Source organism: Pseudomonas sp. FW300-N1A1 (assembly GCF_058789115.1).
Genome location: NZ_JBYTBK010000005.1, coordinates 1 through 24,104, shown reverse-complemented (window position 1 = coordinate 24,104; position 24,104 = coordinate 1). Strand labels below are relative to the sequence as shown.

Genomic DNA, 24,104 nt, shown 5'->3' with positions numbered 1-24,104 from the left:
AAATGCCCAACAATCAAACAATAGGCGCAAGCGCGGCGCGACAAAAAATGATCATCCGGGTTTCACGCCAGATCGCCGCACGCCTGGAAATGGCCCAGACGAAACTGCTTGGGGGTGATTCCGAACTGCTTGCGGAAGGCGCGGATAAAGTTGCTGGGCTGGCGATACCCCAGGCGTTCGGCAATCCGCTCGATCGGCTGGTCGCCCGCCGTCAGCCAGTGCCGTGCCAGCTCCAGGCTGTCGCTGCGGGTTTCGCTGGGGGCCGCCACCTGCCAATGGCGCAGCATGCTCTGGTGCAGGAACGGATTGGCGCTGAGCAGCGGCAAATCCAGGGCGTGCAGCGGCAGGACCAGGCACGGGTGCTCGCCTGCTTCGACACGCACCCCCTGCCCGCCGAGCCAGTCTCCAGCGGCTTGTCCGGGCGCCAGCCGAACATGACAGAACAGCTCGCCCGGCGCGGTGCCGACCCGCCGGGAGATATTGCGCACCAGGCTGAGCGTGGCCGCGTCCAGGCCAAAGAAATGTGGCAGCGCCTGGGCCGGGCGCAGGTGCAGGCGAGCCTCGTCGTCCACCTCTTCGAGTTCGGCCAGCACGTGGTTGGTGACCCGTGGCAGGTAGTCGGTAAAGCAGCCCAGGCTGACCCGCAGGGTCGCGGCCGAATCCAGCAGGATGTTCATGCCTTGCAGGCAACTGGTGGCCATGCCGTTGACCAGCTCGCAACCGAAGTGGCGCCCGACACCGGCGATTTCACATTCACGCCACAGCTGTTCCACCAAGCGTGCCGGGATGTGCTGCTGTTGATCATCGAGCCACGACAGACTGATGCCCGCACGCTGCAACAGCTCCTCCTCACACAGGCCGATCTGCCGGGCATGACTGAGAATGGTGCGGGTGAAGGCACTGGAGGCGAAGGTTTGATCGGACATGAGCGACCGCTGAATGTAGACGAGGGTTGTACTTATGCCAGCCCCTGTGCTATCGATCAAATGCATTAAAGGTATCTAATGAATGCAGGAGACGCATAGTGGACCTTCGTCAGCTTCGCCACCTGGTTGCCCTGGCCGACTACCGCAGTTTTGTGCGGGCCGCCGAGGCGATCAATCTCAGCCAGCCGGCCTTCAGCCGCAGTATCCAGACCCTGGAGCGCGACCTCGATTGCGCGCTGGTGGAACGCAGCAGTCGCGAGTTCCGCCTGACGGGCCAGGGACAACTGGTGCTGCAGCATGCAAGGCGGTTGTTGGCCGGTAGCCAGGCCCTGCACAACGAACTGATGCAATTCAACGGCCTGACCGGCGGTGAGCTGCATTTCGGCTGCGGCCCCTACCCGGCGCAATTGCTGGTACCGGAAGCGCTGGCCGAATTCATCAGCGCCCACCCGGCGATCCGCACCCGCTTCGATCAGGGCGACTGGGAGCAACTGGCGGTCTGGCTCAAGGAACAACAGATCGAGTTCCTGGTGGCCGACGCACGCTACTTCACGGGCGACCCGCAGTACCAGGTGCAACTGTTGAGCCCCCGGCGCGGGCGGTTCTTCTGCCGGGCCGGGCACCCGCTGGCCCGCGCCGGGGACCTGCCATTGCGCGCCTTGCTCGACTACCCGGTGGTGGGCACGCGGATTCCGCCGATGATCCGCAAGATCCTTGCCGACGTGATGGGCGAAGCCGACTTCGAGACTCGCGTGGAATGCGCCCAGTTCGATGCGATCCGCCGCGTGGTGATGCGCTCCGATGCTGTCGGCATCGCGACCATGGAGGCCTTGAGCGAATTGGCCAGGAAGGGCGAGATCAGTTTGCTGACCTTCACCGACATCCCCAGGGACGACCCGGGCCTGCAGTTGCACTACGGCGTGGTCAGCCGCGCCGGCCATACTCTGACGCCGGCGGCACAGGCGATGGTGCAGGCCATTGTCACGGTGGATCGACGGTTGCTGGCGATGGAAGTCCTGTCGCGGGCACCGGTGTGTTGGCCCACTCCCCCGCAGATTTGACTATGCTTGCCTCACACCCACCGGTGACGAGGGATTTATGGACGATCCAGTCGACAACAAGCCACCCAGCTTCTGGCAGATGCTGCACAGCGTCCTGGCGGCGGCCTTCGGCGTGCAGAGCGGGAAAAATCGCGCCCGCGACTTCACCCACGGCAAGCCGAGTCATTTCGTGGTGTTGGGAATTGTGTTCACCGCCGTGTTTGCGTTGACGTTGTTCGGCATCGTGAAACTGGTGGTGCATCTGGCCGGAATTTGATCGGCGTCTCAGTGCATCAGGGTTTGCAAGCTGAACGGGTAGCGATAGCTCAACGGACGATGCCTGGCCGACAGGCTGCGAAAGTTCACCCCGTAGTCCTGGGTGTCTTGCTGCACCAGCATGCGCCTGGCTTGCGCCCGGTCAATCAGTTGCAACAGCGGAATCTGTCGGTCACGACCGCCATATTGGTCGACCGGGACGCCCTGTTCATAGTCATGCAGTTGCACCAGCGCCCAGCCACCCAGGCTGAAGTGTCCACCCAGCAACACGCTCAGGCGTCGGTCCAGCAGGGCCTGCAAGGCGACCGGTGACGTATTGACCGCACTGAACAGCGCGCCCTCGCCCGGTATGCCACCGGATTCTTCGTAAGCCTGCATCGCGCCGAACGCCATCTCGTCGTTGGCGGACCAGATCAGCGACACATTGGGGTAGCGTTTGAAGAGCAACGTCGCCTGTTCATAGGCCCGTTCACGACTCCAGGCACCGGACACCAACTGGTGCAGCACGACCTCGGGATGCTCGCGCAACGCACGCCTCATGCCTTTCTCGCGCAACTGTGCGGCGGGGGTGATTTTCAACCCGGAAAATGCCAGCAGCTCAAGCTTCTGGCCGGGGGCGGCAGCAGGATGCAAGCGGATCAACTCCTTGAGCATCAGGTAGCCACCCTCCTCGTCATTGGTGACCAGGCTACCGAGCCACTCGGGGTACTTTTCCCGAGGATCGCCCAGCAGCGCCAGTTGGTCGTCGGTCAGGCTGTTATTGACGATAAACAGCTTCACCCCGCTGCCCCGGGACAGGCGCAGGATCTCCGGTGCCACGTACTGCTCGTTGACGAACACCAGATAGTCCGGACGCCGCGGCCCCAACAAGGCGTCGCGTGCCTGCTTGATCGTGGTTTCGGCCACGCGCTCGGAATATTGCACCTCAAGGTCAATGCCCAGGTCCCGGGCGGCGGCCTCCATGAACCGGGTATAGCTGACCCAGAACACTTCGCTGGAGTTACCGGGATTGAGGAATAGCACCGACTCGGCTTGCGCACCGGGTCCGTAGACCGCGCAAACCGTCAGCACCACTCCATAAAGAAACTTGAACATTGAACATCCGGGCCCCGGTCACCAGCCGCGCATTATAGCCAGCGAAATACTGGCAAATCGCGATTAATTAGCGTTTTGTCCGACAATCGTCGGATCGGGGCCCGGTTTGACGGACTTATTGATGGCTGACCCAGTACACCGCAGTGCCCACTACCAGGAGGATCAGGAACAGGATTGCCCACGCATCGACGCTGCTGTCGCTCTTCTGTGCTTTGGTCGGGTTGCTCATTGCATCGCCTCTTGTCGGTTTTATCGGTGATTGCATAAAGACTCGATCACAGTTAAGTCGATGATTGCCCGCACGACAACTTGAGGGTCGTATAGCAATCAGTCTCATTAGTCGATTTGGTTCTTTATATATACTAAAACATCACTTTTGCGCATAAACGCAAACTGATATCTTGCCCCGGCTCCGTGGGGAGTGCGCGGCCGTGCGCGCAGAACTGCCAAGGCGTTTTCACAATCAAGCGAGCGAGAAACGCAGCGGATTGCGAGTAGCCCAAGCCTGAGAACAGGACTTATATGTACGTATACGACGAGTACGATCAGCGGATCATCGAGGACCGCGTCAAGCAGTTCCGTGATCAGACCCGACGCTATCTGGCAGGCGAGCTGAGCGAAGAAGAATTCCGCCCCCTGCGCCTGCAAAATGGCCTTTATATCCAGCGCTTCGCCCCGATGCTGCGGGTTGCCGTGCCTTACGGCCAACTGACTTCGCGCCAGACGCGAATGATGGCCAGGATCGCTCGCGACTACGACAAGGGCTACGCCCACATCAGTACCCGGCAGAACGTGCAGTTCAACTGGCCGGCACTGGAAGACATCCCGGACATCCTGGCTGAGCTGGCCACCGTGCAGATGCACGCCATCCAGACCAGCGGCAACTGCCTGCGCAACGTCACCACCGACCAGTTCGCCGGTGTCGCCGCCGACGAGTTGATCGACCCGCGCCCCTGGTGCGAGATCGTGCGCCAGTGGACCACGTTCCACCCGGAATTCGCCTACCTGCCGCGCAAGTTCAAGATCGCAATCAACGGTTCGACCTCCGACCGCGCCGCGATTGAAGTCCATGACATCGGCCTTGAGCCGGTGCACAACGCCGCTGGCGAACTGGGCTTTCGCGTGTTGGTCGGTGGCGGTCTGGGCCGTACCCCCGTGGTCGGCGCGTTCATCAATGAATTCCTGCCGTGGCAAGACCTGTTGAGCTACCTCGATGCCATCCTGCGGGTGTACAACCGCTATGGCCGTCGCGACAACAAGTACAAGGCGCGGATCAAGATCCTGGTCAAGGCCCTGACGCCCGAGGTCTTCGCCCAGAAAGTCGACGCGGAAATGGAACACCTGCGCGGTGGCCAGACCACCTTGACCGAAGCCGAAGTGCATCGCGTCGCCAAACACTTTGTCGACCCGGACTACAAGGCCCTGAGCAATCAGACCGCCGAGCTTGCCGAGCTCGACAAGCAGCATCCGGGCTTCGCTCGCTGGCGCACCCGCAACACCCTGGCCCACAAGAAGCCGGGCTATGTGGCCGTGACCCTGTCGCTCAAGCCGACCGGCGTTGCTCCGGGCGACCTGACCGACAAGCAGCTCGACGGCGTTGCCGACCTGGCCGACCGCTACAGCTTCGGCCAACTGCGCACCTCCCACGAGCAGAACATCATTCTGGCTGACGTTGAGCAGGGCCAGCTGTTCACCCTGTGGGGCGAGTTGCGCGAGCAAGGCTTTGCCACCCCGAACATCGGCCTGTTGACCGACATCATCTGCTGCCCCGGTGGTGACTTCTGCTCCCTGGCCAACGCCAAGTCGATTCCGATCGCCGAAGCCATCCAGCGCCGTTTCGACGACCTGGACTACCTGTTCGACATCGGTGAACTGGACCTGAACATTTCCGGTTGCATGAACGCCTGCGGTCACCACCACGTCGGCCACATCGGCATCCTGGGCGTGGACAAGAAAGGTGAAGAGTTCTACCAGGTGTCCCTGGGTGGCAGCGCCAGCCGCGACGCCAGCCTGGGCAAGATCCTCGGCCCTTCGTTCGCACAGGACGACATGCCGGACGTGATCTCGAAGCTCATCGACGTGTACGTGGAACAACGTACCGAAGACGAACGCTTCATCGACACCTATCAACGTATCGGCATCGACCTCTTCAAGGAACGCGTCTATGCAGCGAATCATTAAGAACAACGAGGTCGTCGACGAAACCTGGCACTTGCTGCCCAAGGACGCGACTCTCGACGGCATCTCCAACTGCGACGACCTGATCGTGCCGCTGGCCCTGTGGCGTGAACATGCTCACGCCCTCAAGGCCCGCGATGGCGGTCTGGGTGTGTGGCTGGATGCCGAAGAAGAAGCCGAGGAGATCGGTGACGACGTCGATCAGTTCCAGGTGATCGCCTTGAACTTCCCGGCGTTCACCGACGGGCGCAACTACTCCAACGCGCGCCTGTTGCGTGACCGTTATGGCTTCAAGGGTGAGCTGCGGGCGATCGGCGATGTGCTGCGCGACCAGCTGTTCTACCTGCGTCGCTGCGGTTTCGACGCTTACGCGTTGCGCGCCGACAAGGACCCGTATGAAGCCCTGGAAAGCCTCAAGGACTTCTCGGTGACCTACCAGGCCGCCACCGACGAGCCGCTGCCGCTGTTCCGTCGCCGTTAACGGGCCAAGGCCTTGAACCCCGCCCGGGGTTCAAGGCTTGCTGCCCTCATCAGTCCCCCAGCAGATCCTCGATCGGAATCGGCCGGCCAGTGTGGACCCAGTCCCTGTACAACCTGACCCAGTTCTCCAGACGCGTGAAACCTGCGAAGGGGTTCTCGGCATCCAGCGCCGACAGCGCAACGTCCCTGCTCAACACCCCCCACAACTCATCCGAGGCATCGGCCTCACTCAACACATGCCAGACCCTCGCCTGAATCACTGAATAGCTCACCCGAAAATCAGCGGTGCGGCTCAGGCTCTCTATCGTTCGCAAAAAACGCGCTCCCCGGGGCTTGGCGACCAACCGTTGCCATAGCAAACGCTTGAGCTCGACATCAGCCTCAGGCAGGCGCTGCAACCACACCGCCGGTTGAGTGACACTCGGGTCGAGGGTGCTCAACCAAAGATTCAGGCCGGTGTGTTCTCGATGGGTAATGATGCGCCGCAGGCTGTCCTCGTCCGTCAGTGGATTGCCCCACAGCTGGACACGGTCCCTGGCCACGGCCTGGACCAGGACGGCAGGGGGAAACCGGGAAATCCGGTTGTTGCTGAGGTCCAGCAGTTCCATGGAGGGTTGATCAGGAATACCAACGGGACAATGGGTAATGCCGGTATTACTGACATCCAACCTGCGCAAGTCCGTCATGCCAAACACCAGCGGCGGAACGCCCAGCGGGTTATCGCTCAAGTCCAACGCATGCAGATGCACCAGCTGAGACAACTGTCCCGCCGATTGCTCGGTCAGCTCCAGCCAAGTCGACTTGAGGTTCAGTGTGGTGAGGTGGGGCATGCGAGTAATCGCGGGCGGCAAGCGCCCCTCAAGTACACCTTGGGGATTGACCTTTCGCAGGTCGACGCTCTCCATGTTCAAGGTGCGCAGATTGGGAAAGCACTCCAGGAAACCTTCCAGCCCCTCTGGTCGCGCCAGCTGGAAACCTTTCATGGACAACTCGACGACGTCATTGAACTTTGCCGTCAGAAAGGGCAGTGAATGGAAGTACTCGAAGTCCAGGTCCAGTTTGTAGCCCAGCAGTTGCTCCCCCAAATAGACATGAGTGTCGACATGCCCGCGTTTTTGCCAGAAGCTCATCAAGTCGGACACCAGCTCAATCCGCGCCTCTCGCTCAAGGTCAAACGCCTCTTCGACACGCTCCACGTTTTCCTGCTCAATCTGGGCCGCATCCAACCCCTGCGCCGCCTCTTCGCCCTCGATCAGAAAGTCTATATCCATGTCCTCGACTTCCTGCAGGACCTGGCCGACCCATTGGCGTAAATCGAGATCGAGTTGGCTCAGCTGTATTTCCAGTCGCGCCAGTTGCTCCATCACCCCGGCGCCCAGACTCTGTAGAAATTCAGCAGCCTGCGCAGTGGTAAAACCGGTGTAGATCGACCTGATGTGAAGAATCTCGATGTCCCGAGTCAACGCCGCCCCCTGCGAGGTCGCCGGGTACCCCCCACCTCGCAGCCCTGGCGCCTCAAAAGGCAGCCCGGAGTCCATTCGCGAAAGCCCGGTGATGAGTTCGGAACGCGGCAGTGTTCGCTCGCCGATTTTCTGCCTCAGGCCGCGCGCGGCATCCAGCGGTTGCAACTGCAACACATCACGTTCGGACTCTGACAGCAGGTCGAGAACAGCCTGATAGACATCGTGGGCGTCCGGCCGATAGACACCCTGCGCATCGTGCCCGCTATATCGGCGACCCACTTTTATCAGGTGCCTGCAGTCATGGGACGCGAACGGCCCGACCTGATCCAGCAGGCGTCCCGCCGCTGACTCCTCATGCACCTCGATACGAAGCGCCTTCGGCCATCCGGGCAACGCTTGCAGAGAGTGCAGCGCCAGTGCGTCAGTCTCCGGGTTTTGTATGGATTGAAGGTAAAGCCCTTCATAGGCACGATTGAGCCGAACGTGTTGCTGATACTGGCTGGCCTTGCCATCCAGCCGCCGGAGCAGGCGCCGGCTTTCGGCCACCGTCGGCGGCGCCTGAATATCCACGCCAGACCGGTCGAGCAGTTGTTCTATGGTGCCTTTGGGCAAGCCCGGGTACTGACGTTGAAACAGCCTGACCCATTGATTGTCAGAGTGCTGGAGGCTGTCATATCGCGCCTGAAAGCGCATCGCCAGGGCAGTGGCGTCCGGTTCCCCGGGGGTCGCCTGCAGGGTTTCGCGCTGAAGATCCTGATCGATCCTGAAACGGCTGATGGTATCAGCCAACAGCGGCGTCGGCGGACGGCGCCCCGCCTGCATCAACCGCAGCATATCGTCGTCGACCGCACTGACATTACCGATCTGGCGCAGTACCTCATCGTTGAATGACGCCACCGGCGCGCCGATACCGCGCATCAACTCCAGGCGCGTGGTGGTGCCTGACGGTGCGGTTGTCACAGGCCCCACCTCGGGTATTTCGGGCCTGATGACGGGTTCTCCTGGGGGTTCCACAGGCCGCTCCACCTGCCCTGGCAGCGGCTCTAGGGCCCCCTCGCCCTTGAGTGCCGCACCCGCGCCCAACAGCGGCAGTGCATTGAGCAAACCAAACACCACGCGCGTCACGCCCGCGGATGTGTCATCTGGCTGCTTGCCATTTATTGCCTGGTCCAGCCCATACCCGGCATCGATGATTCCGGCCAACACCAACAAGCCCTCACCCCCCGGCACGAACAGGGCCAAAGGTCCGAACCTGTTGACCCATTGCACAATGGGTTCGACCACCGCACTCAGGTTATCCCGATTGACTTGCGCATCATCGCGAATGGTTTCAATGCTGGCATTGGCCGCCTGCTTCATGCTCAGGACTAACTGGGCGAAAGGATCGGTGCCTGGAGACGCCACTTCAAGATGAACATAATCGGCTGGGGCCCAGTACCCGTCGTCGTTGAAGAGTCCGTGCCCCTTTTTCAGATGGTGTTGGCGCGGGTATATCGCCATGCCATCCAGTGCGGTCAACACACCGGCATGAAAGGTACCGTCATGGCGGTCGTCTTCGGCAAAGTGGGCCGCCAGCGCCAGCTTTCGCTCCCCATCCTTGCCCTGCTCCACTATCCAGCGGTGCAAGGCCCCGGCGTCGACGAAGTCATGGATCGGTGAGGAGTTACCCGGGATGTACAGAATGATTCTTGGGCTGGAACGGTGGCGGAAACTCCAGATATCGCTGGCGGTATAACGATAAAGTACCAATCGTGCGACTTCGACCGGGCTGGGAACGCGCATGGGCGCCTGCAACGGCTCGATCGACAGTTGGTTCCACGGCTGATCCGGCGCCAAACCCGCGGCTCGCAAAGCCAGTTCGAGCCCCTGCTGTGTGAGGGTGTTTTCCTGCCTTTGCAGGTACGCGGCCATGACAAAGGCCGCTTTCACCGAAGTCCTCGGTGCGCAGGCTCCAGGCGCAACGATCACCTCATCCGAAGGCCAGGCCCGATCCACATAGTCACGGTATTGCTCCTTGAGCTCCAGTTCCCATACCCATGTCTTGAAGTCGGCGGGTCGCAGGCTTAGCTGCGTCAAAGGACCATAGGTTTGCGGGTCTGTGTGGCGATAGATGCCTTCATAGGTGTCATGGTTACCATTGCCTACGTAGGCAAACTCATCGACGTTGTCGACTAACCGTACCTGCGGGCCGATATCGGAAGGCGTGTACAAACCGAACGCGGTTTCCCCGAAACGCCCGTCACCCACCGTTTGATAGTTGCAGAGCGCCACCTGTGTGAGACTTTGGGCATTCGCCACTCGTCCTTGCTCAACGCCCTGTTGTGCGGGATGTCCGTGATAGTTGTAGTTGAGCGTGACCAGCCGGGTAGTCAGGGGATCAATATCCTGACCCCATTTCGCTTGAATGAGGTGAGCAACAAACTGCGCGGGTGACATGGGCAAAGCAGTATCAACCACCGCCTTGAGGTCTTCGCGCATCGGTATCGCGGGGAATGTGTGCAGGGGTGAAACTTCGTGTTCTTGAGACGTGGTCATTGTGCAATTCCTTTGCAGTGGGATCTGAACGTGTCCAGCCTAAGCTATTCACCTCTCCACTTACCGCCGGAAAACTCGCCAACAACTATTGAAAAAACTACATGAAGGGTCGGAATCCAGACATTACGAAAAAGCCCCGGGACAAGAGCTGACTCTTGAACCCGGGGCTCGAACAAGCGGAATCTTAGCCGTTAGGCCAGACCCTCCCACTAGGAAAAATCAAACTCAACATACTGCAAGCCCCTTTTACGCAGCGCCGCGACCAAGTCAGGCAGTTCATCAAATAGGCGCCCATTCAAATCCCCCCAGCGCGCCCCTTCTATAAAAATCTTGAAATCCGGTTTCCACTGACTCTTTCTATGCATTCGGATCAGGGTGAGTTCGATGTCGTCATCCCGCGAACGAGAGACCACTTTAAGATCCCTGTTCGGAACATCATCGATTAGAAACAGTCCCTGTTTGGGTAACGCCTTTTCGAAGGCCGCCAGAAGATAGGGATCGATTTGATACGTGTTTGGTTGAGTCATGGTGCAACGTCCTTGCTGCTGTTTTGTGAAAGTCCAGCATAACTAAAACAACAAACAATAAACCCAAACAACAGCGACACACTCTGTAGGAAACACCGACATGCACAGATCAAAAAAAATGAATACCCAGCGTTCACTCACTCCAGAGGTCGACAAGTGCCTGTCCCTGCACTCACCACGTATCGCTACGCAACAGATTCAACATCCATTGGCAGGCTGAACTTCATCAAGGGACTTATCAGCCTGCCAACATCCTTACCAGAATCGCTGCTGGGTCAAACGGCTCCACCAGGTCAGCAGCAACCGATCAACCGAACCGCTGGCCGCCAGGCCGACACGCTCCTGCAGAGTCTTGCGCTCGGCATAGTGCAGGTGGAACAGCTCTGCGCCCTTGGCCCGCTCGGCGAGGTATTCGTCGCTGGTTTTCAGTTCATCGACCAGTTGTTTATCCAGTGCTGCAATCCCCAGCCAGACTTCACCGGTCGCCACTTCGTCGATAGCCAGTTGCGGGCGATAGCGGGCAACGAAGTTCTTGAACAGCGCGTGGGTGACGTCCAGGTCTTCCTGGAACTTCTCCCGGCCCTTTTCGGTGTTTTCGCCAAACACGGTCAGGGTGCGCTTGTACTCGCCAGCGGTCAGCACTTCAAAGTCGATGTCGTGTTTTTTCAGCAGGCGGTTGACGTTGGGCAACTGCGCCACCACCCCGATCGAGCCCAGGATGGCAAAGGGTGCGCTGATGATCTTCTCGCCGATGCAGGCCATCATGTAGCCGCCACTGGCCGCGACCTTGTCGATGCAGACCGTCAACGGCACGCCGGCCTGGCGAATACGCGCCAACTGCGAGGAGGCCAGGCCGTAGCTGTGCACCATGCCGCCGCCACTCTCAAGGCGCAGCACCACTTCATCCTTGGGCGTGGCCAAGGACAGCAGCGCGGTGATTTCGTGGCGCAGGCTCTCGGTGGCCGAGGCCTTGATGTCGCCGTCGAAATCCAGCACGAACACCCGGGGTTTGGCTTCGGGCTTTTTCTTGTGTTTTTTCTCAGCCTTGGCCTCGGACTTGCGCAAGGCCTTGAGCTGGTCCTTGTCGAGCAGTGTCTGTTCCAGACGCTCGCGCAGGCCCTTGTAGAAATCGTTGAGCTTGCTGACTTGCAACTGGCCCGCGGACTTGCGCCGACCTTTGCTACGCAGCGAAGCAAAGCTGACCAGCACCACCAGGATGGCGACGACCAGGGTTACGGTTTTAGCCAGAAAACTTGCGTACTCGGACAAAAACTCCACATTGACTCCTTAACGACTGTGCCCCGCTCAACACGCGGGCGCGGATGCTTGCAGCATACCCATGCGACTGCGTTGCGGCCAGTCGTGAAACCTTCTGTTACCGGCCCCCAACGAGCATTTCAAACAAGCGTATGTTTTTTCATTGACAGCTCACCGGCATCCTCATAACCTCGCAAAACCTTCAACGTACCGGGATGACGCGGACGTGGGCAGCATCTATCTGATTCGACATGGCCAAGCCTCCTTCGGTGCAGACGACTACGACGTGCTGTCGTCGACCGGTGTGCGCCAGGCGGAAATCCTCGGCAGCCACCTGGCCGAACTGGGCTTGAGTTTCGACCGCTGCCTGTCGGGTGACCTGCGCCGCCAGCAACACACCGCCAACAGCGCCCTGGCACAATTTAGCGCGGTCGGGCTGCCGGTACCGCCTCTGGAAATCGACTCGGCCTTCAATGAATTCGATGCCGATGCCGTCATCCGCGCCCTGTTGCCAGACCTGCTACCCGAAGAACCCGAAGCGCTGCACATTTTGCGTAACGCGGCGCAGAATCGGGGTGAATTCCAGCGAATCTTCGCCCTGATCATCGAGCGCTGGCTGGCCGGCACCTACGACCCTCCAGGCCTGGAAAGCTGGCTCGGCTTCGTCGAGCGGGTCCAGGCCGGCTTGCAGCGCATTCTCGAACAGGCCGACAACACCCAGAAAATCGCCGTGTTCACTTCCGGCGGCACCATTACCGCCCTGCTCCACCTGATCACTCAAATACCGGCCAGGCAGGCCTTCGAGCTGAACTGGCAAATCGTCAACACCTCGCTCAACCACCTGAAGTTCCGTGGGCACGAGGTGGCACTGGCTTCCTTCAACAGTCATGCGCACCTGCAACTGCTGAAGGCCCCGGACCTCATCACTTTTCGTTGAGTCCGGATTACTGTGACCCTTGCTGTAACACACCTAAAAGGATCGAACCATGACCTCCGTAGCTGACGCCGTACAAGCAATGAAAGCCAAGTTCAACCCAGCCGCTGCTGCCGGCCTGGACCTGGTTTTCGGTTTCCGTATCGACGAAGACAAGAACTTCTCGCTGGTCGTCAAGGACAGCACTTGCGAACTGCAAGAAGGCGTGAACCCGGACGCTCAAGTGACCCTGGTCATGGACGGCGAAACCCTGGAAGGCATCGTCAGCGGTGAAACCGATGGCATGCAAGCGTTCATGGGCGGCAAACTGCGCGCTGAAGGCGACATGATGCTGGCCATGAAACTGTCCGAGCTGTTCCCGGCCTGAGACAGCGGCTTCCCCCCACGGGAAGCCCTGCCTTGCCCCACACGAATCCCGCCCTTGTGGCGGGATTCGTCGTTTCTGCCCCCGGAGCAGCCTTTGCCGGCGCCTTGCTCTACACTGCCGGGCTCTCCCCATCAGCGACCCGCCATGGACATCGACCTCGCCCGTACCTTCCTGGAAATCGTTCGTTGCGGCAGCCTCGCCGCCGCCGCGGACAAACTGCACGTGACCCAGACCGCGATCACCGCGCGGGTGCAAAAGCTCGAAAGCCAGTTGGCCAGTACCTTGTTCGTCCGTAACCGTGCCGGTGCCCGCCTGACGGCCGATGGCGAGGCCTTCGTGGTGTACGCCAATCAACTCGTGCAGACCTGGGAAGCCGCCCGCCGCGACCTGCCGCTGCCAGAGGGTTACCGCAATGTGCTGCACATCGGTGGCGAGGTCAGCCTGTGCAACCCGCTGATGCTCAGTTGGGCCCGTGAGATCCGTGAACATATCCCGGCCTATGCCCTGCGCACGGAAATCCGCGACGGCGACAACCTGCTCAGGCAACTGGAAATGGGTGTACTGGATGCAGCGCTGGTGTTCCAGCCCGAATACTGGCCACGGCTGCAAGTCGAACAACTCCTGGAAGAGAAGTTGATTCAGGTGCGACTGCCATCGCGACCCGAACCCTACGTGTACATCGACTGGGGACAGGATTTTCGCCGCCAGCACGACGCGGCGCTACCGGACAAGGCCAGGGCCGCACTGAGCTTCAACCTCGGCCCACTGGCGTTGCAGTATCTCCTGCAAAACGGTGGCACCGGGTACTTCCGCACCCGGGTGGTCCAGTCCTACCTCGACAGCGGCGTGCTGGAACGCGTACCCAAGGCCCCCGAATTCAGCTACCCGACCTACCTGGTGTATTCCCGTGATCGCGATTCGGCCGCGCTGCAGCAGGCGTTCGACCTGCTGCGTGAGCTGGTCAAGAGCGACAGTGACTGGTCCCAGCGCTGGGACCCGCTGACCTGAACCCGCGGCGCACGCGATCAGGGCGTCTTGAACCCGTCGGCATAACACACCGGTGAACTGGCATCGGCACGCCGGTCCAGTTCCTCTTCAAGCCACTGGGCCAACACCTGTGCATTATTCTGCGTCTCGTCGCGCGCGCCATAAATCAACGTCAGCGTGCCGTTTTCGGCGATGTCCAGGAGCTTCCACCAATGACCGGGCCGGGCCGCCAGTTCCTGACGATACCCCGCCCGGAAGGCTGTAAAATCCAGCTCGCCGGCCTTGAATGCCCGTCGCAACGCCGTGGAGGGCGCCACCTCACGCAACCATTCATTCAGCGGCAGCTGCTGCTTGCGGCAATTGCGGGGCCACAGTCGGTCGACCAGCACCCGATAGCCGTCGCTCTCACTGGCGGGCGCATAAGCGCGCTTGCACTCGATCATCGGCTTGCCTCCTGCTCGGGATGCTGAAGGGACCACGCCGGAGTCTCCCCCAGCCCATTCAGCGGTTTGATGAACAGCTATCACAAACATCCATTGGCCGGATAATTTGGCCACGACTAATCTTCTATCAATAACAAGGATAAAAGGTGATCGCAGTGAGGCAAACCACGCAGGCGTTTCGTACCCGTTACCGGGCGGATGTTCATCGGCTCTACAACCCGTGGCTGCACGCAGGTTTCGTCCTGGTGTTCGGGATCACGGCCATCAGCCTGTTCTGGGGCACGGTCCATCAGGTGCAACCGCTGGAGTGGTTGGCGGTACCGTTGACCCTGCTGTTTTTCAACTTCGCGGTCTACGGGGTCCACCGGCACCTGGGGCATCACAAGAAGGCCTTTACGCGGCTGTTCTATGCCCGCCATGCCGGCGATCATCACAGCTTTTTCGCGCCCGGCCACATGACCTACGACACCGCGCGCGACTGGAGGGTGATCCTGTTCCCCGCCTGGCTGATCGTGCTGCACAGCCTGGTGGTCACCCTGCCCGCCTGGTGGCTGCTCAAACAGCTCAATGGTAACGTGGCGGGCCTGTTCGCAGGCTGCATGATCCTTGGCTACCTGACCTACGAAGTGTTCCATGCCTGCGAGCATCTGCCACCCGGCAACCCCGTCACCCGCCTGCCATGGATTCGCCAGATGCGTCGCCTGCATGAACTGCATCACCGTCGCGAGCTGATGCAGGCCCGCAATTTCAATATCGTTTTCCCACTGATGGACTACCTGTTTGGCACGCTGTATTGGGAAGCCGAACCGGACCACGCTCACCGTCACGCCACGAGCCGCCCCATGACCCGACTGCAACACCATATCGACATCGAACGCGACCCGGTCGACGTGCTCGCCTATGCCGGCAGCCCGACCCTCTGGCCGCAATGGCACCCCTCGTCGTTGAAGGTCGAGGGCCCGCAAGGGCCACTGCACGCGGGTGCGCTGTTTGAAGAGGACATTCACGCCGGCGGTCGCGCCGGGCATTTGAGCTGGGAGGTCAACGAATACCTGCCGGGACGCCGCTGGTGCGCCCGCGCCCAGGGCGATCATGGCCTGGAATTACTGCTCACCTATGAATGCATCAGCGAAGGCGCTGGCACGCGCTTCGTTCGCACCCTGGAATACCGCTTCAGTGGCCTGCTGATGCGCCTGGCCAATCAGTTGCTGCTCAAGCGGCGCATCGAACACGAGTCCGCCGCGTCGATGCTGGCCTTGCGTGACCAGGCGCAACTGAATATCCCCACCCGGACCGGAGCAGTCGCCTGATGAGTCGTGTATCCCGTGGAGTCAGCGTTAGCGGGTTTCTCATCGTCCTGCTGGTGCTGGTCGGCCTGTTCCTGCTGCTGGCACCGACCCAGGTGCAACCGGTGGCCTGGAAACCGCAGCCCGCGCCTTCCCTGCAATCGGGGGTATTTGCCGAGAACCGGATACTCAAGGGCGTGGAGCACATCGGCGCGGCGAACATCAACGGCCCCGAGGCCCTGCTGCTGGAGGACGACTTCCTGATCACCGGTCTGCACGACGGCCGCGTGATCCGCACCAGCCTGGACGGCAAGACACTCACGGTGTTGACCGACACCGGTGGCCGACCGCTGGGCCTGGCCCGTCACCCGGATGGCCGGCTGATCATTGCCGACGGCATCAAGGGACTGCTGGCCCTCGACTCGCTGGGCCAGTTGATTCCCTTGAGCACCGAAGCCGGTGGCGTGCGGTTCGGCTTCACCGACGATGTCACGATCGACAAGACCGGGCACTACGCCTACTTCAGCGACGCGTCCAGCCGGTGGGGTTATGGCCATGATGGCGAGGCGATCATCGAGCACGGTGGTGACGGCCGCCTGTTGCGCTACGACTTTCAGACGGGCAAGACCGAGCTGCTGCTGGACCGTCTGGAGTTCGCCAATGGCGTTGCGCTCGGGCCCGATGACGCCTTTGTGCTGGTCAACGAGACCGGTGCCTACCGCATCACCCGCTATTGGCTCAGCGGCCCCAAGGCAGGCTCGCACGAGGTGTTCGTCGACAACCTGCCAGGCTTGCCGGACAACCTCAGCTTCAATGGTCATGAGCGTTTCTGGGTGGCGCTGTACGCGCCGCGCAATGCCCTGCTGGACAGCACGGCGGAGTATCCCTTCGTGCGCAAGATGATCGTGCGGGCACTGAAGGTGCTGCCCAAGCCGGTGGAGCGGCGTGCGCTTGCACTGGGTGTGGACCTGGACGGCAAAATCATTGCCAATCTGCAGGACGCCAGCAGCGGTAATTACGCCCCCATCACCACTGTTCGTGAGTACGGCCCATGGCTGTATTTCGGTTCGCTGAAGTCCAGCCACATGGTGCGTCTGCCCCTGGCCAAGGCCCTGCAACCCTCCCATTAGGTGCAACACGAGGGTAATGCCGTTCAGTTCAGAAAAGTTTCTGGAGCGTAAGGCACCCGTGGCGAGGGAGCTTGCTCCCGCTGGGTTGCGCAGCAACCCCAAGAACGAGCGTCGAGTTCATTCTGAAAGACCGTAGTCGCTTTGTTTGGGGGCGCTTTGCGCTGGAGCGCCAGCCCGGCCCAGCGGGAGCAAGCTCCCTCGCCCCAGGAAGAGGTATTGAGCGACCCTGGCCTTGGCTGAACAGCATTGCAACACGGGGGGCCGTTTGCGCCCCCCGTGCTCGGGTCACGTTCTGGCAGAACCGTTCAGGTTTTGGGATATTTCGTCTTTGATCGAAAGGCGTTTTTCCTTGAGCTTCCTCACATCGTCATCGCCCTGGGCCGAGGCCTCCGCCTTCAGTACCTGATTGTCGATATCCGAGTATTTATCCAGCAACGCATTCAAATGTGGATCATTGGCGCGCTTTTGCTGAACGACTTCCCTGCTGCAGCTCAAGTCCTGATACAGGTCATGTTTCACCGGCATGGAACACCTCCGTTGGATGATCGATGGCGAACACCATGATACGCGCTCGCCAGTTGTCAGAATGGCCTTGCCCGATGGTGGCTGTCGACCGTCAATCAGACCAGCGGTTACCGATGATCCGATTGGTGGTGATCGGCCCTGTGCCCTGGGAGCCGTCGTCAACCGGCCAGCACACTGCGGATCATGCTCATCAGCGCATCCGGACTGTAGGGTTTGCTCAGCAAATGGGTGTCCGGGCTGAGCTGATGGTTGTTGGAGATAATGTCCCGAGTGTGCCCCGAAGTGAACAGTACCGCCACCGCAGGCGTCTGGACCTTGGCCCAGGCGGCCAGGTCCGAGCTCTTGATCAACCCGGGCATGACCACATCGGTGAAGATCAGGTCAACCTCCACACCGTCCAGCAACATCTGCATCGCGCCGTCGCCATTGGCGGCTACCAACACCTGATAGCCCGACTGTTGCAAAAATTCGACGGTCGCACTGCGCACTTCTTCGTTGTCCTCTACCACCAGAATAGTCTCGTGACCGCCTCTGTGCTGGACACTGCGCATGGGCGACTCGCGGCTCTGCGCGCGCGCGCTGCGGGGGAAGTACAGGTGCACCTGCGTGCCCTGCCCCACCTCGCTGGTCATATCGATATGGCCCCCGCTCTGCTTGACGAAACCGAACACCATGCTCAACCCCAGGCCCGTGCCCTGGCCATCGGCCTTGGTGGTGAAAAACGGCTCGAACGCCTGTTTCAGCGTCGCCGCATCCATCCCGTCGCCAGTGTCGACCACCGACAGGCGCACGTAGTCCCCGGTGCTGATGCCCTTGCCCGCGCAAAACCGCTGATCGAGCTCCACGTTCTTGCCACTGATGGCAATGGTGCCCTCGCCATGCATCGCATCGCGGGCATTGAGCGCCAGGTTCAACAAGGCGTTTTCCAGCTGATTGCGGTCGACGTGAATGCACCAGGACTCGTCCGGCAATTGCACATCGATCTGTATGGTTTCTCCCAGCGCCCGCTGCAGCAATTCGCCCAGGCCTTCGTAAATCTGCCGCAGGCTGTAGACCGCCGGCGACAAGGGTTGCCGACGGGCGAAGGCAAGCAATTGTGACGACAGCATGGCGCCGCGCTCAACCGCCGCAATCGCGGCATTCACCCGGCGCTGCACATTCTCGTTGTCCGGTTCGTGGCGTGCCAACAGGTGCAGATTGCCAGCGATGACCTGCAACAGGTTATTGAAGTCATGGGCCACCCCTCCGGTCAGCCCGCCAATGGCCTCAAGCTTCTGTGACTGACGCAGCTGTTCTTCAGCGGCCAGCCGCCCTTCGACTTCATCGGCGACGCGCTGCTCCAGGTTGCGGGTGAACTTGAGCAACGACTCTTCGGCGATTTTCCGCTCGTGGATATCGATCAGCACACCGGGAAAGCGAAAGGGCTGGCCTTGTTCATTGAACTCACAGCAGCCACTGGCCAACACCCATCCATAGCTACCATCAGGCCGCCGGATGCGGTACTCGGCATTGAACGGACCACCGCTTTTAAGGGCTTGCTCGACCTGTTGACTGAGCGGGATCAGGTCATCAGGATGGATTTTCTCGCTCGCGGCCTCGGGAGACAGGAACGCCAGCGATTGTTCGGCGGGATAGGAAAACGTCCGGGCAAATCGCTCGTCCCCGGACAACAGGTTGGCCTGGATGTCCCAGACGAAAGAACCCAACAGGGCCCCGGCGTTGTGTGCCAGGCGTACCCGCTCGTTATCGGCGCGGTAGGCCGACTCGGTTTGCTCGCGCAACCGCTCGGACGCCATGTGGGCCGTGGTCTCCACGACCACCGCCAGCACCCCGGCCGGCACCCCGTCGTCATCGGCCACCGGGCTGTAATAGAGGTCCATGAACACCGCTTCGGGCTGGCCGTTGCGCAGCAGTTCCAGCTCCTTGTTGCGGAAGGACAGCGTGCCACCGGCCAGACAGGTGTCGAGCACCTGGCGATTGAACTCGGCGACTTCAGGCCAGCCGAGCTCCACCGGAGAACCGAGCAGGTACGGATGCCGGCCACCGGCAAACACCGAATAGGCGTCGTTGTAGATCATGTAGCCGGGCTTGCCCCAGAGCAGCACCAGGGGAACGGGTGAGGCCAGCAGCAACTGCACCGAACTGCGCAGGCTCGTCGACCAGGTATCGACGCTACCCAGTTCCGTGAGGGTCCAGTCGAACGCACGAATACGCCCGGCCATTTCACCGTTCCAGCCACTGCACCCATGACTTTGCATCAGAAACGGCATCGGCTGACTCTGTGCGCACGGCGCAAAAATGAAACAACGGATCGACGCAGGACGGCCCCCCCGCTCATTGGCCCGGGGCGCGACCGACATTGTGGTTCCAATTGAGGTTAGCTCATTGAAGAGGTCGGCAACGGGCAGCCGACGGGCTTGCACCTCGAACAGGTGCTTGAGCGGGCGATAAACGCCCTTCAGGTGCGCGGCGACATCGAGAATGGCCTGCGCGATCCCGTTCAGTGGTATTGATGCCGGGGTTGTGGGCCTGCGACAGCTTGTCGGCGGGCAGGGTCGAGGCGAACTGCCAACTCTTGCGGCCCATGGCGTCGTAGCCGAAGCTGCTGGTGAGCTGGCCCTGAGAGGCCGGCTATGTTGCCGCTGTCGTCGATGGCGATGCGGTAGTGCTCGCCTCCGAAGTCGCGGCTTGACGTGACGCGATGATCGCCGTTGTAGTGAATCTCGGCTTCGCGCCCGAGCACGTCGGTGACCCAGGTGGTGCGTGCTTGAGGTCATAGCGGAAAAGAAAGTGCTCGCCATCGCTGGTCCAGTGTTCAACCACGCGAGACTGGCCGTCGATGCCTTCCCAGCGGTAATGGCAGCTCAGGCCCAGGGCGCTAAAACACTTCATTTTACACGAGCACTTTGCACGCCCATCCAACAAGATTATTACAATCACTTCAATATATCATTAAAACAATAAACGCCTAATACATCAATAAAAAACTACAACCTTATCGAGTCCATAAAATTATTGAATTTCTCCACCGCCGACTCAAACGCCAACTCCAAAACATTCCCAGTTTTTTTATATTTCATCATGTAGTTCCCCGACTCAAACTCAACTACAACCCCTTGTATAGAGTCAGAACCATCAGGCTCAAGATCTCCACCAGTTGTATCTTCCCCTGCGCCGATAAATACTTGACCAGAAGGAAATCCAAGACGCAAAACTCCAAAGCCCTCAACTATATCATCGACAATTACTACTTTATAACTACCGTCTTGCCCAACCCCCAAAAAAGCAACATTACCTTCATTAACCTCCTGAACTTCATCCTTCACAACACTCCACCAATCAGGTGTATCCGAGATCCTATGCCTTATTGCTGCAAGGTCAAACACTGCTACAGTTGCGGTGTCAGTATAGATAGAGAAGTCTTGAGCCATAAGCCACCTCAATTAAAAACTATTGAACTAATTTTATCGCCAGGCTGTAGACCTGCTTTCCTACCAGCGTTTTTTTCAAAGAACTGCCAACGCTTTTGTTTATCGTCTCGTTGAGCATTTGTAGCCTCTGCGTAGCTGATCCACCAACTATTAGATCTACGGGGTGATCTGCATTGAGTTTGCTCAGGTCGGGGGCTTGCCCGAACATTCGCTCAAAGCGAGAAGCTACCGCTTTCCGATAAGAAGCTTGTACTGACGATATTCTCACATCATGAGTTCCTGGAGACCACACAAGCTCGCCTCGCCTAGCTGCTCGATTCAACGCATTTTGCTTTTCCATGAACTGCTTTTCAAGAAAACCACGTTCTGCACTTGAAAGCTCAGAACTGCTCAATACCTTCGGTTTATTCACGGTCAAGGTGGTCGAGCATGTCCACCCCAAAGGGTCAACCCAACCCGTAGAGTTGGGCGCATAATTGTAAAGATTGAAACTTCCGCCCAACCCAATCGGATCCTGCGTAACAAACCGCCCCACCTCCGGATCGTAATACCGAAACGTGTTGTAGTGCAGCCCCGTCTCATCATCGAAATACTGCCCCTGAAACCGCAGGTGCTGCTCGACCTCGTTGACCTCAAGCGTTTCAACCGAGCCCCACGCCTTGTACCTCGCCTGCCAGACGATCTTCCCCTCACGGTCCGTCATCTCCAGCGGCGTGCCGATCTGGTCGGTGTGGAAGTAATAGAGCTTCTGCTCCTCACCCTCTTTCTGGTCCAGCCGGGCCAGCGGCGCATAACTGCCCGGCTCGTAAACATACAGACTGCTCTGCCCCGGACTTTCCTCGCGCAGCATCCGCAAACCTTGCCAGAGGAAATTCTTCTGTTCGGTTACACCGTTGACCTCTGAAACCTTGCCAACGCGACGCCCCAGGCTGTCGTACTGATAAACCCCGGTACTTTCCAGCTTGCCATCAACCCGCGTTTCAGCCCTGACCAAGCGATTCTCGCAGTCATAACTAAACGTCTGCAGCTTGCAGATGCCACTGCGTTTTTCGATCAGGTTACCCCACGCATCGTAGGCATATTCCTGATCCCGCCACTGCTTGATCCGGTTGTCCTTGACCTGGTCGAACTGGCTGGTGTTGAAGTTCAAGCGGTTGGCCGCGGCGGCGTAGCGGATTTCTTCGCTGCCCACCAGCCGGCCGGTGTCGCGGCTGTGCAACTGGCCGTTGGCTTCGTATTCGTTAGCATCTAACTAAAATCATCTAAGCCTAACTTTAGCATAACCACTAAAGCATATATTTACGAGAAAGCTCCTGAACGCTCCGAATATCGGAATACAACCCTTGAGGAATTTTAGAAACCATTTTTATGATACTCAAAACAACTAAAACCTCCTGCTCAACAACTTTTTTCTCGTCGTACCCCTCATCCATTTCATAGTATAGAAGATCGATATTCTGAAGAGCCATATCCACACTACGCTGCATATCAGAAATATCCCCGCCCAACATGTAAAGCAAAAAATAATCCAACGCGATCATTATGTTTTGTGCATACGCCCCTTCCTGCTCAGCAAACTCGTCTGTATCCGGTATACTGCCTAACACCTCGTCCTTAACATGTCTAATTACATCCTTCCCATCAAGAACTGCCGAAGTCAAGGCCTTAACTAGCAAGTCTGAAAGACGCTCACCATAGCAGCGATCAAAGTCTTTGATCAGCCGAATCTGCCTATAAATATAAGCAGCTAAAACTAACACCTTCTGTTTGCCGTCAAGCCTTTGGAAAAGTGGCACTACAGCTGCGTCTTCAAAAATCAAACCCCATTGCATGTTGCACCTCCAATTCGCTTTCGACTTTTCTTACCTGTTGTATGTGTATCAGTCTTAATCCCATGCTCCTTCATCAGATGCTCACAATCGAGACATACCCCTCTGGAGGCGTCAATATTGGCAGCCCCTTTCCCTGCTTTTATTATTGTCTCTTCTGCGTGACCTTGTCCGTTAACTACAGCAATCCCTTTTGATTGCGCCCACTCCCGCTGAATTTTAGGGACGAGCTTATCACTTGACGCAATGAAGAGTTCGCCATCTTTACTCATCCCCAATGCCGTAGTTTTAAATTTTTGGGCTGTTGGGTCTAGCAAGCTATGAGCCTCACTAACAAGACCAAGCAACTCTGAGAGCCCCCAAGGGTCCACCCAGCGCAATGGGTTATTTGTATATCTATAAAGATTATCTCCCCCATCCAACCCAATCGGATCCTGCGTAACAAACCGCCCCACCTGCGGATCGTAATACCGAAACGTGTTGTAGTGCAGCCCCGTCTCATCGTCGAAGTACTGACCCTGAAACCGCAGATTCTGCTCGACCTCGTTGACCTCTAACCGCTCAACCGAACCCCACGCCTTGTACCTCGCCTGCCAGACGATCTGCCCCTCACGGTCGGTCATCTCCAGCGGCGTACCAATCTGGTCGGTGTGGAAGTAATAGAGCTTCTGCTCCTCACCCTCTTTCTGGTCCAGCCGGGCCAGCGGCGCATAACTGCCCGGCTCGTAGACATACAGGCTGCTCTGCCCTGGCGTTTCCTCGCGCAGCAGCCGCAAGCCTTGCCACAGGAAACGTTTGTGTTCGGTCTGGCCGTGGATCTCCGACTGTTTGGCAACCCGTCGTCCCAGGCTGTCGTACTGATAACTGCCTGTTCTTTCCAGCTTGCCATCAACCCGCGTTTCAGCCCTGACCAAGCGATTCTCGCAGTCATAACTAAACGTCTGCAGCTTGCTGATGCCACTGCGTTTTTCGATCAGGTTACCCCACGCATCGTAGGTATATTCCTGATCCCGCCACTGCTTGATCCGGTTGTCCTTGACCTGATCGAACTGACTGGTATTGAAATTCAGCCGGTTCGCCGCCGCGTCGTAACGAAATTCTTCGCTGTCCACCAACTTGCCAGTGTCGCGGCTGTGCAACTGGCCGTTGGCTTCGTATGCGTACTTGATCTCGCCGCGCAGCTTGTCCAGGGTGCGCACCAGTTCGCCGGCCGGGTCGTACTGATAACGGCGGTGGATCGGGTTGTAGGCGTGCTCCACCAGCAGCGAGGTGTTGATGCCGGGGTTGTGCACCTGCGACAACTTGTCGGCGGGCAGGATCGAGGCGAACTGCCAACTCTTGCGGCCCATGGCGTCGTAGCCGAAGCAACTGGTCAGTTGGCCCTGGGAACGGTAG

20 protein-coding genes and 2 pseudogenes are annotated in these 24,104 nt (G+C 59.2%); 9 read left to right on the top strand and 13 right to left on the bottom strand.

What is annotated here, in order from left to right:
• Positions 1-62 precede the first annotated feature (62 nt).
• Positions 63-926, bottom strand: coding sequence for an AraC family transcriptional regulator (locus tag AC3WQN_RS05860; RefSeq protein WP_103400164.1), 864 nt, complete (start codon positions 924-926; stop codon positions 63-65).
• 98 nt (positions 927-1,024) lie between these two features.
• Here AC3WQN_RS05860 and AC3WQN_RS05855 point away from each other — a divergent pair, with 98 nt between their 5' ends.
• Together AC3WQN_RS05855 and AC3WQN_RS05850 are read left to right on the top strand one after the other, a co-directional pair.
• Complete coding sequence (locus tag AC3WQN_RS05855) at positions 1,025-1,987, top strand: LysR family transcriptional regulator (protein WP_103400165.1); 963 nt, start codon at positions 1,025-1,027, stop codon at positions 1,985-1,987.
• Positions 1,988-2,024: 37 nt separating this feature from the next.
• Complete coding sequence (locus AC3WQN_RS05850) at positions 2,025-2,243, top strand: DUF2970 domain-containing protein (RefSeq protein WP_095083263.1); 219 nt, start codon at positions 2,025-2,027, stop codon at positions 2,241-2,243.
• An 8-nt stretch (positions 2,244-2,251) separates the two neighbouring features.
• On the opposite strand, the gene AC3WQN_RS05845 is transcribed toward AC3WQN_RS05850, so the two are convergent.
• Positions 2,252-3,337: an ABC transporter substrate-binding protein gene (locus tag AC3WQN_RS05845; RefSeq protein ID WP_103400166.1), complete on the bottom strand. Its 1,086-nt coding sequence runs from the start codon at positions 3,335-3,337 to the stop codon at positions 2,252-2,254.
• Between the two features lie 522 nt (positions 3,338-3,859).
• Here AC3WQN_RS05845 and AC3WQN_RS05840 point away from each other — a divergent pair.
• Both AC3WQN_RS05840 and AC3WQN_RS05835 read left to right on the top strand, forming a co-directional pair.
• Positions 3,860-5,518 carry a nitrite/sulfite reductase gene (locus tag AC3WQN_RS05840; RefSeq protein WP_103400167.1) on the top strand — a complete coding sequence of 553 codons (1,659 nt, stop codon included), beginning with the start codon at positions 3,860-3,862 and terminating at the stop codon, positions 5,516-5,518.
• A complete protein-coding gene (locus tag AC3WQN_RS05835; RefSeq protein ID WP_095083269.1) occupies positions 5,502-5,996 on the top strand; it encodes a DUF934 domain-containing protein in 495 nt (164 codons plus the stop codon). Before AC3WQN_RS05840 ends, AC3WQN_RS05835 begins: the two co-directional genes overlap by 17 nt.
• Positions 5,997-6,045: 49 nt before the next feature.
• Here AC3WQN_RS05835 and AC3WQN_RS05830 read toward each other — a convergent pair whose 3' ends face one another.
• From AC3WQN_RS05830 to sohB, 3 genes are all read right to left on the bottom strand, one after another.
• Positions 6,046-9,993 (bottom strand): dermonecrotic toxin domain-containing protein, encoded by a 3,948-nt coding sequence (locus AC3WQN_RS05830; protein ID WP_103400168.1) that lies wholly within the window; start codon positions 9,991-9,993, stop codon positions 6,046-6,048.
• Between the two features lie 209 nt (positions 9,994-10,202).
• Complete coding sequence (locus tag AC3WQN_RS05825) at positions 10,203-10,520, bottom strand: hypothetical protein (protein ID WP_103400169.1); 318 nt, start codon at positions 10,518-10,520, stop codon at positions 10,203-10,205.
• A 255-nt stretch (positions 10,521-10,775) separates the two neighbouring features.
• Positions 10,776-11,798 carry a protease SohB gene (gene sohB / locus AC3WQN_RS05820; RefSeq protein ID WP_095143344.1) on the bottom strand — a complete coding sequence of 341 codons (1,023 nt, stop codon included), beginning with the start codon at positions 11,796-11,798 and terminating at the stop codon, positions 10,776-10,778.
• 205 nt (positions 11,799-12,003) lie between these two features.
• On the opposite strand from sohB, the gene AC3WQN_RS05815 reads away from it, so the two are divergent.
• From AC3WQN_RS05815 to AC3WQN_RS05805, 3 genes are all read left to right on the top strand, one after another.
• Positions 12,004-12,714, top strand: coding sequence for a histidine phosphatase family protein (locus AC3WQN_RS05815; protein ID WP_103400170.1), 711 nt, complete (start codon positions 12,004-12,006; stop codon positions 12,712-12,714).
• A gap of 49 nt (positions 12,715-12,763) precedes the next feature.
• Positions 12,764-13,078, top strand: coding sequence for an SCP2 sterol-binding domain-containing protein (locus AC3WQN_RS05810; RefSeq protein WP_095083277.1), 315 nt, complete (start codon positions 12,764-12,766; stop codon positions 13,076-13,078).
• A gap of 144 nt (positions 13,079-13,222) precedes the next feature.
• Complete coding sequence (locus AC3WQN_RS05805) at positions 13,223-14,086, top strand: LysR family transcriptional regulator (RefSeq protein WP_103400171.1); 864 nt, start codon at positions 13,223-13,225, stop codon at positions 14,084-14,086.
• 17 nt (positions 14,087-14,103) lie between these two features.
• Here the strand turns inward: AC3WQN_RS05805 and AC3WQN_RS05800 are convergent, their stop codons facing one another.
• Entirely contained in the window at positions 14,104-14,508 is a 405-nt protein-coding gene (locus tag AC3WQN_RS05800; RefSeq protein WP_103400172.1) for a DUF488 domain-containing protein, read from the bottom strand.
• Positions 14,509-14,663: 155 nt separating this feature from the next.
• On the opposite strand from AC3WQN_RS05800, the gene AC3WQN_RS05795 reads away from it, so the two are divergent.
• Positions 14,664-15,818 (top strand): sterol desaturase/SRPBCC family protein, encoded by a 1,155-nt coding sequence (locus AC3WQN_RS05795; RefSeq protein WP_103400181.1) that lies wholly within the window; start codon positions 14,664-14,666, stop codon positions 15,816-15,818.
• Positions 15,818-16,924, top strand: coding sequence for an SMP-30/gluconolactonase/LRE family protein (locus tag AC3WQN_RS05790; protein WP_103400173.1), 1,107 nt, complete (start codon positions 15,818-15,820; stop codon positions 16,922-16,924). The genes AC3WQN_RS05795 and AC3WQN_RS05790 overlap by 1 nt, the downstream gene beginning before the upstream one ends.
• Before the next feature lie 285 nt (positions 16,925-17,209).
• Here the strand turns inward: AC3WQN_RS05790 and AC3WQN_RS05785 are convergent, their stop codons facing one another.
• From AC3WQN_RS05785 to AC3WQN_RS05755, 7 genes and pseudogenes are all read right to left on the bottom strand, one after another.
• Positions 17,210-17,449 carry an HP1242/YdcH family protein gene (locus AC3WQN_RS05785; RefSeq protein WP_103400174.1) on the bottom strand — a complete coding sequence of 80 codons (240 nt, stop codon included), beginning with the start codon at positions 17,447-17,449 and terminating at the stop codon, positions 17,210-17,212.
• A 158-nt stretch (positions 17,450-17,607) separates the two neighbouring features.
• Positions 17,608-19,719, bottom strand: coding sequence for a hybrid sensor histidine kinase/response regulator (locus tag AC3WQN_RS05780; protein WP_103400175.1), 2,112 nt, complete (start codon positions 19,717-19,719; stop codon positions 17,608-17,610).
• A 320-nt stretch (positions 19,720-20,039) separates the two neighbouring features.
• Positions 20,040-20,329: pseudogene (locus tag AC3WQN_RS05775) on the bottom strand (hypothetical protein); the annotation flags it as partial.
• A 107-nt stretch (positions 20,330-20,436) separates the two neighbouring features.
• Positions 20,437-20,880, bottom strand: a complete 444-nt coding sequence (locus AC3WQN_RS05770) for a DUF6386 family protein (RefSeq protein WP_103400177.1) — start codon at positions 20,878-20,880, stop codon at positions 20,437-20,439.
• A 421-nt stretch (positions 20,881-21,301) separates the two neighbouring features.
• A pseudogene (locus AC3WQN_RS05765) lies at positions 21,302-22,120 on the bottom strand (RHS repeat domain-containing protein); the annotation flags it as partial.
• A gap of 46 nt (positions 22,121-22,166) precedes the next feature.
• Complete coding sequence (locus AC3WQN_RS05760) at positions 22,167-22,712, bottom strand: hypothetical protein (protein WP_103400178.1); 546 nt, start codon at positions 22,710-22,712, stop codon at positions 22,167-22,169.
• Positions 22,697-24,104 (bottom strand): RHS repeat domain-containing protein (locus tag AC3WQN_RS05755; protein ID WP_178081899.1); only part of this gene is annotated, 1,408 nt, incomplete at its 5' end. The genes AC3WQN_RS05755 and AC3WQN_RS05760, both read right to left, overlap by 16 nt.